This window comes from Lysinibacillus sp. NPDC097162, assembly GCF_044762185.1.
Lineage (GTDB): Bacteria > Bacillota > Bacilli > Bacillales_A > Planococcaceae > Lysinibacillus.
Genome location: NZ_JBIWDT010000002.1, coordinates 1 through 13,151, shown reverse-complemented (window position 1 = coordinate 13,151; position 13,151 = coordinate 1). Strand labels below are relative to the sequence as shown.

The following is a 13,151-nucleotide window of genomic DNA, read 5'->3' as shown; positions in this document are numbered from 1 at the left end:
TGCATTTTTTCTTTAAAGGAGTTAATAGCATGAGAGATACATATTTACCGTATGGACAACAATGGTTAGATGAAGAGGATATTCAGGCTGTGGTAAATGTATTGAAGGGCAGTTACTTAACAACAGGTCCAACAATTGCGAAATTCGAAGAATGCATGGCAAAATATGTTGGTTCTAAATATGCTGTAGCATTTTCAAATGGGACGGCAGCGTTACATGGAGCATGCTTTGCGGCAGATATTGGTGAAAGTGATGAAGTTATTACTACGCCGATTACTTTTGCAGCAAGTGCAAATTGTGTACGTTATTTAGGTGGCACAGTTGTATTTGCAGATATTAAAGAAGATACGTATAACATTGACCCTTTGGAAATTGAAAAAAAAATTACACCTAATACTAAGGCAATTATCCCTGTTCATTTTACAGGTCAGCCCGTGCAGTTGGCTGAAATCCATGATATTGCGAAAAAACATAACTTAATTGTCATTGAGGATGCAGCACACGCATTAGGAGCTGAATATAAAGGAAAAAAAATAGGTTCCCTAAGTGATATGACAATGTTCAGCTTTCATCCAGTAAAGCATGTTACCACAGGTGAGGGTGGCGTTATAACAACTAATAATGAAGCTTTTTATAAAAAACTCTTACAATTTCGTTCTCATGGAATTACAAGAGAGGCAAGCAATCTTGCGAAAAATGATGGTCCTTGGTATTATGATATGCAATTTTTAGGGTTCAATTATCGAATGACAGATATTCAGGCTGCTCTAGGTATTAGTCAGCTAAGGAAGTTAGATCAGTTTGTATCACGTCGCCGTGAAATTGCCCAACTATATAATGAAGCATTTAAGAATAATGAATGTTTATTTGTACCAACTCAACAATTAGATGGAGTTTCAAGTTGGCACCTTTATATCATTAAATTAAATCTAGAAAACATAAGCGTAACTCGGAAAGAAATATTTGAGGCATTATTAGCTCAAAATATTGGTGTGAATGTCCACTACATTCCAGTTCACACTTTGTCATATTATCAAGAGTTAGGGTACATCAAAGGGTCTATGCCTAAAGCAGAAGAACTATATGAAGCAATTATTACCTTACCATTATTTCCGAAAATGTCTAATGAGGATGCAAAGGATGTAATCAATTCGGTGATTATGGAATTAGAAAAGGTGAAAAAATGAGAATTGTAGCAATTATTCAAGCAAGAATGGGTTCAACTCGACTACCTGGGAAAATCTTAAAAAAAGTAAATGGTAGACCTTTATTATCATATCAATTAGAGCGTTTACAGCAAAGTAATTATATCAATGATTTAGTAATAGCAACTACCATTAATGAAAAAGATGATTTAATAGTAGAGTTTTGCAAAAAAAAAAATATTTTGTGGTTCAGAGGATCTGAGGAAGATGTATTGGCTAGATATTATGAGACAGCTAAAACATTTAGAGCAGATACAATTGTCCGCATCACTTCAGATTGCCCGATAATTGATGTGCAAGTGGTAGATAAAGCAATACAATACTTTGTAGATAATAATTTTGAATATGTATCAAATACGGTGGAAAGAACTTATCCAAGAGGTCTAGATACGGAAGTATTTACGTTTGCAGTTTTAGAAAAGGCTTATAAGGAAGCTGTTATGAAGAGGGATCGTGAACATGTAACTGCTTATTTTTATACGAATCCTGATGTTTTTAAAATAGGTAGTGTCCGAAATGAAGTAAATTATAGTAAATATCGATGGACAGTGGATACAGAGGAAGATTTTCAGCTAATTAAAAATATAATAGAAAAGCTGTATAATGAAAATCCCCAATTTACCTTATATGATACAGTCAAACTTATGAAAGCTAATCCAGATTGGATTTATATTAACGCTCATATTGAACAAAAGAAGTTATAGGTGAAAATATGGATACAATTATAAGAGTGGATGCCTCATTTGAAATTGGCACTGGTCATGTGATGCGTTGTTTAACATTAGCGCACAGGTTAAAAAAAGGTGGACAAAAGGTAGCTTTTATTTGTAGAGATGCAAAGGGTGAATGTATAACATTAATAGAACAACAAGGGTTTGTTGTTTATACTTTACCTCCTTGTGATGTTTCTTTATGGAACTTTGTAACTGAATACTGGGAAGAAGATGCTAATGAGACAATTGAGGTTTTGAAAGAATACAATGTGGAAAAGCTTATTATTGATCATTACTCAATTGATATTAAATGGGAACAATTAGTTCGACCTTTTGTTAAGAGTATAATGGTTATTGATGACTTAGCAAATCGTAAACATGACTGTGATATATTGCTGGATCAAAATTTTTATTTAGATATGGAAACAAGGTACGATGGGTTAGTTCCTTCTTCCGCTAGAATGCTACTAGGGCCTAGTCATGCTTTATTAAGAGATGAGTTTATTGAAGCGAAAAAACATATAAAACCTTTTAATGGGAGAGTTGAGCATCTATTTATTTTCTTTGGTGGTAGTGATCCAACGAATGAAACTGAGAAGGTTCTTTTGGCAATTAAGTCGATTATAGAACAATATAAATTAGTTGTAGATGTAGTTGTAGGAAACTCAAATCCAAACAAATTGAAAATCAAACAAATATGTGACGAAATTGAAAATACCCATTACCATTGCCAAGTGAACAATATTGCAGAATTAATGGCACAAGCAGATTTAGCAATTGGCGGGGGCGGAGCTACGACTTGGGAAAGGGCTTTTTTAAGATTACCTTCGATTGTCATTGCCGTTGCGAAGAATCAAGTAGAAGTTGCAAAGGCAGTTGCGAATACCGGAGCAATTGTTTATTTAGGAGTCTCTGATGAAATAAAAGCTAATCAAATACTAATAAATTTTAAAATTCTCTATGGAGATTCGGTAGAATTAGGACGTATGAGAAAAAGTTGTGAAAATTTAATATCATGAAGGATTGTAATATTATGTTTAATGCCTCACTTAGGGATATAGTTGAAGATGATTTAAATAAAGTATTAGCATGGCGTAATCAAGAACACATTAGATCTGTAATGTTTAACAATGACATTATAGAATGGCAACAACATATGAATTGGTATAAAGACATAAAAAGTAATAATAATAAAATTTCTAAAATTTTCTCAGTTAATAACATTGATTATGGAATACTAAATATTAATGATATGGATATTTATTCAAATAAATGTTCATGGGGTTTTTATATAGGGGATAAAAATGCTCCAAAAGGAACTGGTAAATTATTAGGATATACTGCTCTCGAATTTGTTTTCAAAGAGTTGAAATTTCGAAAGTTATGTGCGGAAGTAATTGAAACAAATCAAGTAAGTTGTAATTTTCACGAAAAATTAGGATTTAAGTTGGACGGGGTATTGCGAAAGGAAATAAAAAGAAATAACGAATATGAAGATATTTATGTTTACAGTCTGTTTGCTGAAGAATGGGAAAAACATAAAGTATATTTAAAGCTAGAGTTAGAGGGGACATCTAAATGAAACAAATACAAGTAGAGAACTTTAAAATTGGATCACTTTCTAAACCTTTTATTATTGCAGAAATGTCAGGGAACCATAATCAATCTCTTGAACGTGCTTTAAAAATAGTAGAAGCTGCTGCGGCCTCAGGTGCACACGCATTAAAAATTCAAACATATACAGCGGATACAATGACATTAAATTTAGATAATCCAGGTTTCCAAATAAATGATAATACAAGTTTATGGAATGGACAAAATTTATATAATTTGTATCAGCAAGCATATACACCTTGGGAGTGGCATAAACCAATTTTTGATCGTGCTAAGGAATTGGGAATGATTGCTTTTAGTACGCCATTTGATGAAACAGCAGTTGAGTTTTTAGAGGAATTAGATGTACCGTTATATAAAATAGCTTCCTTTGAAAATACTGATTTACCGCTTATCAAAAAAGTTGCTGCAACAGGTAAGCCCATGATTGTATCCACAGGTATGGCAACATTGGCGGAATTAGATGAATTAGTAAGAACAGCAAAAGAAGCTGGTTGTAAAGATTTAGTATTATTAAAATGTACAAGTACATATCCTGCAACGCCTGAGAACACAAATATTTTAACCATTCCACATATGAAACAGTTATTTGATGATGTCCAAATCGGATTATCTGACCATACACTCGGTATAGGCGTGGCTGTAGCAAGTGTTGCACTAGGTGCAACAGTCATAGAAAAACATTTTACGTTAGACAGAGATGATGGTGGTGTTGATGCAGCATTTTCAATGGAACCAGTTGAAATGAAGGCGCTAGTAGAAGAGACGGAACGTGCTTGGTTAGCTATGGGGAAAGTTACGTATGGCCCTACAGAAAAAGAAAAAGTTTCATTAAAATTTAGACGCTCTATATACGTTGCTAAGGATATAAAGGAAGGAGAGGTACTTAATAAAGAAAATATTAGAATAGTTCGTCCGGGATATGGACTTAAACCTAAATATTATGATCATATACTTGGAAAAAAAGTTAAGTGTTCAATACATAAGGGAGAACCATTTAAATTTGATTTCATTTAATTTTAGAGGCAATTTTAGAAGGCAGAGAATGGAGAATTTTTAATGAGTTATATAAACAAACAATACTGGGAAGAATTTTATAAAGATAGAGCGGATTTAACTGAATCATCAAACTTTAGTGAGTTTATTTTTAAGAAAAATGAACAATCTATAAAAAACAAAATTCTAATTGACTTAGGATGTGGAACTGGAAAAGATACATTTTATTTTGCTAAAAATGGTTTTGAGGTTATCGGTATAGATGGATCAGAAGAAGTGATAAAAATCAATAATAATATAATGGATAAACATTTTAATGCAAATAAAAATATTTATTTTGCCTGTGTTGATTTAAGTGATGTTAATGAAGTTCAAAAATTAATGTCAAAATTCAATGAAATTTCAACATCGCAAGACAAAGGAATTTTGTTTTATACTAGGTTTTTCTTACATGCAATTACAGAGGAAACGGAAAATTTGATTTTAGAAAGTATACTAGAAAATATTCAAACCTCATGTGAAATAGTAGCTGAGTTTAGAACCAAAGAAGATGAGGAGTTAGACAAAGTTTTTAATGATCATTACAGAAGATATATAGATACAGATTTACTAATTACTAAATTAATAAAACTAGGATTTTCAATTCAAGAATTTTCAAAAGGGAGAGGATTTTCTATTTACAAAAATGAAAACCCATATTTAGCTAGAATTATTCTTAAAAAGAATTAGAGGTAGTAGAATAAAATACTGAAAGAGTGATGATTTTGAAGAATGCTAAAATTACTAGTTTTAAAAAAGTAGTGGAGGAAATTTCTTTTCTATTAAATGAAGGTCTATTAGCAGAGGCGAAGGAAAAATTAGATGGAATAAGTATAAGAAATGAATCGTATTATTCTTTATTTGCTAACTATTATTATTTAATTAATGAGTTTCAACAAGGAATAACATTATTAGAGGAAGAAGCACTAAAAGAGTTTCCTTTTTCATTTGAAATAGTTTATAATTTGGCCACTTTAAAGAGTGCAGTTGGTGAGTTAATTGAAAGCTTATGGATGTTCGCAAGATGTGTGAATTTAGCAGGTTCAGACAATGATCGTGAAATAGCGACAAAGCATCTAGATCAAGTGATAGTGCTATTAAAAGAAGACGCTTCATTAATTCCTGACCAATTCCGTGCAGCTTTAGATTATACCGAAATGATTCTTCTAGAAGGAGATGAAAGAACTTATCCAGTTAGCCGCTTCAATGAAAGTCTTGTGAAAAAGGTTGTAAAAGATTCTGCTGGCAATGAATTTCTTACAGAAATGTATAAATCTATGAATGTAATGGATATTGATACAAATTCACGGTACTTTTTTAAAACTGAACTCTTACAAGGAAAAACTACTAATTCTTTTTCATTTGAAATTAATAATGAAACAACATTACCGATAAGTTTGTTTGGACAATATGATGATATCGAAGTGCAAGGTCCTAAAAGTAACTATCTTTTTCCTAAAAATGTACTAAGCCCTAACCAATTTAATTATTTTACATTTAATGATGTAGGTGAATATAAAGTAACGTCAAATAGACCTTTTTTTATTGCTAAACCAATTAATATGAAGCCCATATTAAAAACACCACAAATTATCATAACTATTTTTGTAGATGGTTTAGCTAATAGTGTAATCGAAGAAAAGTTACATAGTTTAATGCCTCATACATATAACTTTTTCTCAAATGGTTATATAAATAATAATTGCTATACAACTGGAGATTGGACTTTGCCGAGTGTTGCAAGTATGTACACTGGAAAAACTACCTTACATCACGGCCTTTACCATCCCTCAAATCATTTCGAGTTGAACAAATATAATCATTTGTTTACAAAGGATTTTCAGAAAAATGGATATTTGACTGCCCAAATTAATAACGACTGGCGAGTTACACCAACCTACGGTTATTTAGAGGGTATGGATCGAATTCTATATCAAAATTACGCAGGTGGGTTTACAGCAGGAGAAGTTGTTGTAGAGGCAATCGAGCACTTAGAAACTTTCAAAAATAATAATCATTTTTTATGGATAAGCTTAATGGACTTACATGATGTGGCTGATGAAATAAATAATGATTTAATGAGTCAAGTGAACGTTTCAGCTAAATATAGACAAAATAAAAATCTTGGGGCAACATCCGTATTATCTTCTTATGACCCCAATAAATTAAAAAAGTACGAATCAGAATTAAAGCGTGTAGATTTACATCTATCCTCATTATATAGTTATCTTGAATCAAGCTTTGGTAAAGAAAATATCATTGTTGCATTAGTTTCTGATCATGGACAAACTTATTTAAAAGAAGACGACTTTCTTTTACATGAACCGAGACGTAAGGTCCCATTTATGTTGGGTGGGGCAAATATTGAAAGAAAAGTTAGTTATGAATTATGTTCCATCATTGATATTTTCCCTACAATTTCTAAACTCGCTGACATTAAGGCAGAAAGTTATGAAGGTGTTGTATTAAAAGACTTTGGGGGTATTGGGCGTGATACAGCAATAACAGAGACAATACACCCTAATCAGCCTTACTTAGTTGCTATTACAGATACAGAACATATTTTTAGATTTAAAACCAAATCTAATGTTTCTGAGAATGGATTAGTTGATTTAGAGCATTATGAAGCACAGTTACTAGACATAAAAACATTTGACGATGTATCAGTACAATTTAAAGAAAAACTTGAGATATATATTGATACAACTATTCAAAGAGCAATAAAATTGCAGCCATAAAATAACTTTACAGTGATAAGATAAAGTTTAAATAGAATAAATTGAAATTACCTCTTGTTCAAAGCATAACTATTGATCGAGAGGTTTTTCTTTTGAAGAAATACAACCGATTCAAAGTACTTCAACAGAAAAAGTGAAACATTCCTAAAAACTTCCGATACTAAATATAAGAACAAGAAATGTTTAGGAGGTTTACATATTATGCGTATTGCAACTCAAGGACAATCTACAGATGTAGGTACTATAACTTCATCAACATTTGCTAAGAAAGTTGATTCAGAGGAACTACCAACGACAACTGTTAAATCGCAATCTGTAATGCAATCAAGAGAATTACCAGCTGCTGAAGATCAAGAAATATCAAAAGATAAGCTGCAAAATGTAGTAGACACTGTAAATGAGTTTTTACAAGTAAACCATAATGCTTCTAAATTTGTGTTACATGACGGACTAGATCGTTATTTCGTACAGGTTGTGGATACGCAAACAGAAGAAGTGGTTAAAGAAATACCACCTAAAAAACTTTTAGATGCATTTTATGAGATGCAAAAGTTATTAGGAATGATTGTAGACGAAAAAATATAAACAAATTTAGGAGGAAATATAATGGTAAATAGAGTAGGCGGATTAGCTTCAGGAATGGATATAGATGCATTAGTAAAAAAATTAATGACTGCGGAAAAAGCACCATTAAACAAGTTATATCAAAAGAAACAAACTTATGAATGGCAACGTGATGCATATCGTAGTGTAAATACAAAACTTAGAACATTTGATACTTATATTTCTGATAATTTAGTATTAAAAAGTCTCATTTCTAAAACTGCTGCTAGTTCAAATTCTAATTTAGTATCTGCTACTGCAACAGGAAGTGCTGCTGGTTCACTTTCAATTGAAGGGGTTTCACAATTAGCTACAGCAGCGCGTAAAGTTGGAGATCAAGTAAGTGCTGTAGGTTCGACAAAAATGTCCGATTTAGGTGCAACAGGGATTATTGAATTTAAAGCAATCCAGAATAATGGGAAATTAGCAAGTGAAGCTACGAAAATTGAAATTACTTCTGATATGACTGTGGATCAGTTTATTAGTAAAGTAAATACTAGTAATGCTGGGATTAGTGCTGTATTTGAAAATGGTCGCTTCTCATTTACTGCCAAGAACACTGGTGATGTTAAAGGCGATGAGGAAATTAAAGTTACAGGTGGAGATGACATTTTTGCAAAGTTAGGATTTAGCGATCCTAGTAAAGTACAAACTACTGAAGGTAAAAATGCTATTTTCACCGTAAATGGGATTGCAACAGAAAGAACAACTAATACGTTTACGATTTCGGGTTATAATGTAACATTAAAAGATACATTTAACGGTGTTCAAACTATTGCTGATAAATATAAAGCTGCTTTGGAAGAATTTAAAAATGCTACTACTAATTTAGCAAATAAACAAGCAAACCTTGCAACAAAAAAAGGAGCTTATGGTGCTAGCGATATTAATAGTTACACAACAGCACACAACCAGGCTTATACAGATGCTTTCGGTGGTTCTTTAACTTTGTCACAACAAGTGCAATATAATAAACTAGGAAGCGCTTTTTGGAAAGGCTTAGCAAACGATGAAGCTAGTTTCATCAATGATAAATTATCTGCAGGTCAATCAGTTGAGGAGATTAGGAAGGCAATTGAAGAAAGCGGTATGAGTCCAGAGAAAATAGAAAAATTCCAATCTTTAAAGGATGATGAATTACTAGCTTTATCTTCTCTTGATACAACGCAACTAAAAGCATTTAAAAATCATGCTGATTACGCACAGTATGGGACAATCTTAAAAAACTTTGATCAAAATGCCATTGATGCTCTAAAGCGGTTCTCATACGACAGTAATGATTCTATTGAAAAAATTCATAAAGATATTGACGATAATACTGAATTTACTCAAGAAGTAAAAGATGCATTAAAATCATTAAGTAAAGATGATTTAACAAATTTAATTGCAACGGATTCAGCAACGTTAAAAACGTATGCGGAAAAAGCGCAAGGAGATGATTTAAAACTAAAGTATAGTCAATTTGGCGATGCTGTATTAAAAGGTTTACAAAATGGTACTGTAAAAGAAGAGAATTTAACAGATGATCAAAAAAAGATTTGGAATGACTTATCAGCGGATCAAAAAAATAAATTTTACGCACTAGCGGATCAAAATATCCTGCGAACAGAATACTTAACTGCAGATGCTGAAGAAAAAGCAGCTGTTACACGCTTAAATGAAGCTACTAGTACGCAAAATGCGGCAAAAGCAGATGCTGATGCAGCTGGCATTTTAAAACCTGATGGTAGTGTAGATGATACGATAGTAAATGCCGCTCCAAAAGCGCAAGCAGTGAAAATGACATCGTCAACAAATGTTGATGATATCTTGGCAAAGATTAAAGAATTTGTTGCTACTTATAATGGTTTTGTAAAAGATTTAAATGATCAGACTAAAGAAACTAAATATCGTGCTTATACACCGTTAACCAGCGAACAAAAAGAAGAAATGTCTGAGAGCGAAATCAAATTGTGGGAGGAGAAAGCAAAGAGTGGTTTACTTCGAGGAGATACTCTTATTCGTGAAGGAATATCTAGTATGCGATCTATAATTTATCAAGCAAACCCAGCAATTGATGACTCAAAATTTAATACACTCTATAGTATAGGAATTACAACTTCTAAAAATTATAATGAAGGCGGAACGCTTGAAATTGATGAAACTAAATTACGAAAAGCTTTAGAAGAAAATCCTGATGCAGTCGAAAAACTCTTTAAAAACAGCGAAGGAAAAAAAGAGGATGTAGTAGATGGCAAAACAGTAGATACACGTGGTTATTTAGATAAGTTACGTGAATCGATGAAATCATTAGAGATCAATATAGAGAAAAAAGCTGGGCGCACTACGATGACCGACACTCAATATGCAATTGGGAAAAATCTTATTGATACAGAAAGTCGAATTAGCACTTGGAAGACAAAACTCGAAAATATTGAAGCGCGTTATTGGAAGCAATTCACGGCAATGGAACAAGCGATTAATAAAGCTAATTCACAATCAAGCTTGTTCGCTCAAGGTTGATGAAGTTTTTATGAAGCAAGGTAGGAGAAATTTATGCAACTAACAAATCAACTTTTACAGGCATCTGCAAATCTATATAAATTATTAGGTGATATCCCAAAAGGCGAAGATCGTGATGACTATGTGGATACTATAAATACTATGTTGGACAAGCGCGGAACGATTATCAATGGTTTGAAACAAGAAGGTTTTCATTTTGATGAACAAGATCGTGTTCATCGTACCTTGCTTGAATTAGATAATGGGATTAAAGAACGATTGGCTGCTGTAATGAGCGCAGTAAAGCAGGATATGGCAAACCTTCAAAAAACGAAAAAAAGTGAAGTGCAATATTTTAATCCTTATGGTAATGTCCGTGTGATGGACGGGATGTATTACGATAAGAAAAATTAATTTCTCTATTAGCTTTTCTTCGTTTAATGGTTTAAAATAGTAAATAAGTAACATCTAAAAGGAGTTGTCCTTTATTGGCAGCAAATTTAACAGCACAAAACGCGTATAAGCAAAATAGCGTCACAACTGCTTCACCTGGTGAGCTTACATTAATGCTTTATAATGGATGTTTAAAGTTCTTAAATAAAGCTAAACTTGCGATTCAAGAAAAAAATATTCAAGAAAAGAATACAAACTTGATAAAAGCTCAAGCGATTATTAGTGAGTTTATGGCTACACTTAATATGGATATTGAAGTGTCGAAAAATATGTTAGCACTTTATGAATATATGAATCGTCGTTTAGTAGAAGCAAATATCCAAAATGATGTTAGCATCATCGAAGAAGTTGAAGGCTTAGTGACGGAATTTCGGGATACTTGGAAAGAAGTTATTCGCATTAATCGACAACAACAATTCGGTAATGGGAATAACGGACATGTTTAATAAAAAATTAGAGACCATCGCTTGATGATGGTCTCTTTTGTTTATTAGACAAATTATGCAAATGAAAAAACGATAAAGTTATTAAGATTATACAAAAATAGACAAGAGGAACTTTACATATAGTCATAAATTAGGTGATTTAACGGTAAAATATGTTACTAATTCCCTCTGGATGAAAATCATGTATTCGTGTCATAATCAAGCTAACTAAATGTTTGAAAAGTATTGGGGTGGGGAAAATGATATTTAAGCGTCAAGAAGGCTTTCGTTTTAAATTTGACGAGCCGGTTAATATGACCTTTGCTATATATGAGAATGGTAAAGTGAATCATGCGCAAACGGCAATGGCTGATTTATTGGATATTAGTCCGAGGGGATTAAAGATGTTTACTGAGGTTGATTTAGGTGTACGTCCTTCTCCTCTTGATTTGCGCTTTGTTCTAGATACAAGAGAAATCCGAGTATATGGCGAAGTAATTTGGAGCCGTCCTCATGGTAATGGGAAACAATACGGCGTATTTTTCAATAATCAAGGCGCTATTGAGGATTTGATTGTTGACGAGCTGAAATTACGTCGTAAAAAAGAAACGGCTGAAGCAAAACAGAAAAAAATAAATTCATAAAATTTTATTGAAAAAAGAATTATTTTAGAGGAATTTCACACACTTGTGTAGAAATAAGAAGTATAGCAGTCATAAAGGAGGAGTTTACATGTTAAACTTTAACATTCGTGGTGAAAATATTGAGGTAACGCCAGCTATTCGAGAGTATGTAGAAACTAAAATCGAAAAAGTTGAACGTTATTTTAACGAAGATGTTAACGCCAATGCTAACGTAAATTTAAAGGTTTATAATGACAAGCAAACAAAAGTGGAAGTTACGATTCCAATGAAGAACTTAACACTTCGTGCAGAAGAACGTCATAATGATATGTATGCTGCTATCGACTTAATTGTTGATAAATTAGAGCGACAAATTCGCAAGCATAAAACAAAAGTAAACCGTAAATTCCGTGAGCGTGAAGGTGCAGGACTTTATTTTGCTATAACGCAAGCTGCAGCTGATACTGTAACAGAGGAAGACGAATATTCCATTGTACGTACTAAACAGTTTGATTTAAAACCGATGGATCATGAAGAAGCTGTTTTACAGATGAACATGTTAGGCCATGATTTCTACATTTTCACTGATGCTGAATCAAACGGCACAAACATTGTTTACAAACGTAAAGATGGCAAGTACGGCTTAATTGAAACAACTTAACTAAATGATTAAGAACCCTCAATTATGAGGGTTCTTTTTTTTTATTCCTATATAAGGTAGGAGGGCCTCAGTAGGATTAAGAGTACTCGTAAAGTTTTAAAAATAATCCAATGGTCGATAGGGTGCATTTCAACCTAAAATGAGTGCGGAAAGCGCCCTAATTCCAAGAATATATAGTAGAAAAATAAAAAAAGAAGATTTTTAATAAGTTTGTTGACTAATCTATAATTAACATGATATTATTTAATCCTGTCGTCAAACACCAATTGTATTAATGAAATATTAATCAAATATAATGTTGACAGATGAAATGTTATCGTGGTATATTGTAAATCCTGTCACTTCGACAGCGAAAATAACTTTTAAAAAAGTTGTTGACAAACACAATAATATTTTGATATAATAATTTTATTGCTGCTGAAACGCAGTGCAACATGAACCTTGAAAACTGAACAAGCAAAACGTAATCAATATAGTTTTTATTAACTAACTTCGTTAGTGAACGAAACAAAATTTTGGACATCAAAATTGATGCCAGCAAAACAATTTGAGCTAATCAAATTTCTTTTATGGAGAGTTTGATCCTGGCTCAGGACGAAC

Annotated in this window: 13 protein-coding genes; all 13 read left to right on the top strand. The window is 32.4% G+C overall.

Annotation, left to right across the window (positions count from 1 at the left end; translation table 11 throughout):
• The first annotated feature begins 29 nt into the window (after positions 1 to 29).
• The 13 genes from pseC (at position 30) to hpf (ending at position 12,551) form a co-directional block, all read left to right on the top strand.
• On the top strand, positions 30 to 1,187 hold the full coding sequence (pseC, locus tag ACIQXW_RS12350; protein ID WP_402762578.1) for a UDP-4-amino-4,6-dideoxy-N-acetyl-beta-L-altrosamine transaminase: 1,158 nt from the start codon (positions 30 to 32) through the stop codon (positions 1,185 to 1,187).
• Positions 1,184 to 1,909 (top strand): cytidylyltransferase domain-containing protein, encoded by a 726-nt coding sequence (locus tag ACIQXW_RS12345; RefSeq protein ID WP_402762575.1) that lies wholly within the window; start codon positions 1,184 to 1,186, stop codon positions 1,907 to 1,909. Before pseC ends, ACIQXW_RS12345 begins: the two co-directional genes overlap by 4 nt.
• Positions 1,910 to 1,917: 8 nt before the next feature.
• Positions 1,918 to 2,937 carry a UDP-2,4-diacetamido-2,4,6-trideoxy-beta-L-altropyranose hydrolase gene (gene pseG, locus ACIQXW_RS12340; protein WP_402762572.1) on the top strand — a complete coding sequence of 340 codons (1,020 nt, stop codon included), beginning with the start codon at positions 1,918 to 1,920 and terminating at the stop codon, positions 2,935 to 2,937.
• A gap of 14 nt (positions 2,938 to 2,951) precedes the next feature.
• Entirely contained in the window at positions 2,952 to 3,500 is a 549-nt protein-coding gene (pseH, locus tag ACIQXW_RS12335; RefSeq protein ID WP_402762569.1) for a UDP-4-amino-4,6-dideoxy-N-acetyl-beta-L-altrosamine N-acetyltransferase, read from the top strand.
• Entirely contained in the window at positions 3,497 to 4,549 is a 1,053-nt protein-coding gene (gene pseI, locus ACIQXW_RS12330) for a pseudaminic acid synthase (RefSeq protein WP_402762567.1), read from the top strand. Before pseH ends, pseI begins: the two co-directional genes overlap by 4 nt.
• Positions 4,550 to 4,591: 42 nt before the next feature.
• Positions 4,592 to 5,257 carry a class I SAM-dependent methyltransferase gene (locus ACIQXW_RS12325; RefSeq protein WP_402762564.1) on the top strand — a complete coding sequence of 222 codons (666 nt, stop codon included), beginning with the start codon at positions 4,592 to 4,594 and terminating at the stop codon, positions 5,255 to 5,257.
• A 35-nt stretch (positions 5,258 to 5,292) separates the two neighbouring features.
• Positions 5,293 to 7,305, top strand: coding sequence for a sulfatase-like hydrolase/transferase (locus ACIQXW_RS12320; protein WP_402762561.1), 2,013 nt, complete (start codon positions 5,293 to 5,295; stop codon positions 7,303 to 7,305).
• 201 nt (positions 7,306 to 7,506) lie between these two features.
• The gene (flaG, locus tag ACIQXW_RS12315) at positions 7,507 to 7,890 is read left to right on the top strand and encodes a flagellar protein FlaG (RefSeq protein WP_402762558.1); all 384 of its coding nucleotides are present in this window, start codon (positions 7,507 to 7,509) and stop codon (positions 7,888 to 7,890) included.
• 21 nt (positions 7,891 to 7,911) lie between these two features.
• Positions 7,912 to 10,410, top strand: coding sequence for a flagellar filament capping protein FliD (gene fliD / locus ACIQXW_RS12310; protein WP_402762556.1), 2,499 nt, complete (start codon positions 7,912 to 7,914; stop codon positions 10,408 to 10,410).
• Between the two features lie 33 nt (positions 10,411 to 10,443).
• A complete protein-coding gene (fliT, locus tag ACIQXW_RS12305) occupies positions 10,444 to 10,803 on the top strand; it encodes a flagellar protein FliT (RefSeq protein WP_402762553.1) in 360 nt (119 codons plus the stop codon).
• Between the two features lie 74 nt (positions 10,804 to 10,877).
• Positions 10,878 to 11,288 carry a flagellar export chaperone FliS gene (gene fliS / locus ACIQXW_RS12300; RefSeq protein WP_402762550.1) on the top strand — a complete coding sequence of 137 codons (411 nt, stop codon included), beginning with the start codon at positions 10,878 to 10,880 and terminating at the stop codon, positions 11,286 to 11,288.
• Between the two features lie 239 nt (positions 11,289 to 11,527).
• The gene (locus ACIQXW_RS12295) at positions 11,528 to 11,911 is read left to right on the top strand and encodes a PilZ domain-containing protein (protein WP_402762547.1); all 384 of its coding nucleotides are present in this window, start codon (positions 11,528 to 11,530) and stop codon (positions 11,909 to 11,911) included.
• An 88-nt stretch (positions 11,912 to 11,999) separates the two neighbouring features.
• The gene (gene hpf / locus ACIQXW_RS12290; protein WP_340826329.1) at positions 12,000 to 12,551 is read left to right on the top strand and encodes a ribosome hibernation-promoting factor, HPF/YfiA family; all 552 of its coding nucleotides are present in this window, start codon (positions 12,000 to 12,002) and stop codon (positions 12,549 to 12,551) included.
• Positions 12,552 to 13,151 lie beyond the last annotated feature (600 nt).

Bases quoted from the DNA above. Each gene is read 5' to 3' on its own strand.
- pseC (WP_402762578.1), top strand. From the start codon at position 30: ATGAGAGATACATATTTACCGTATGGACAACAATGGTTAGATGAAGAG.
- ACIQXW_RS12345 (WP_402762575.1), top strand. From the start codon at position 1,184: ATGAGAATTGTAGCAATTATTCAAGCAAGAATGGGTTCAACTCGACTA.
- pseG (WP_402762572.1), top strand. From the start codon at position 1,918: ATGGATACAATTATAAGAGTGGATGCCTCATTTGAAATTGGCACTGGT.
- pseH (WP_402762569.1), top strand. From the start codon at position 2,952: ATGTTTAATGCCTCACTTAGGGATATAGTTGAAGATGATTTAAATAAA.
- pseI (WP_402762567.1), top strand. From the start codon at position 3,497: ATGAAACAAATACAAGTAGAGAACTTTAAAATTGGATCACTTTCTAAA.
- ACIQXW_RS12325 (WP_402762564.1), top strand. From the start codon at position 4,592: ATGAGTTATATAAACAAACAATACTGGGAAGAATTTTATAAAGATAGA.
- flaG (WP_402762558.1), top strand. From the start codon at position 7,507: ATGCGTATTGCAACTCAAGGACAATCTACAGATGTAGGTACTATAACT.
- fliD (WP_402762556.1), top strand. From the start codon at position 7,912: ATGGTAAATAGAGTAGGCGGATTAGCTTCAGGAATGGATATAGATGCA.
- fliT (WP_402762553.1), top strand. From the start codon at position 10,444: ATGCAACTAACAAATCAACTTTTACAGGCATCTGCAAATCTATATAAA.
- ACIQXW_RS12295 (WP_402762547.1), top strand. From the start codon at position 11,528: ATGATATTTAAGCGTCAAGAAGGCTTTCGTTTTAAATTTGACGAGCCG.
- hpf (WP_340826329.1), top strand. From the start codon at position 12,000: ATGTTAAACTTTAACATTCGTGGTGAAAATATTGAGGTAACGCCAGCT.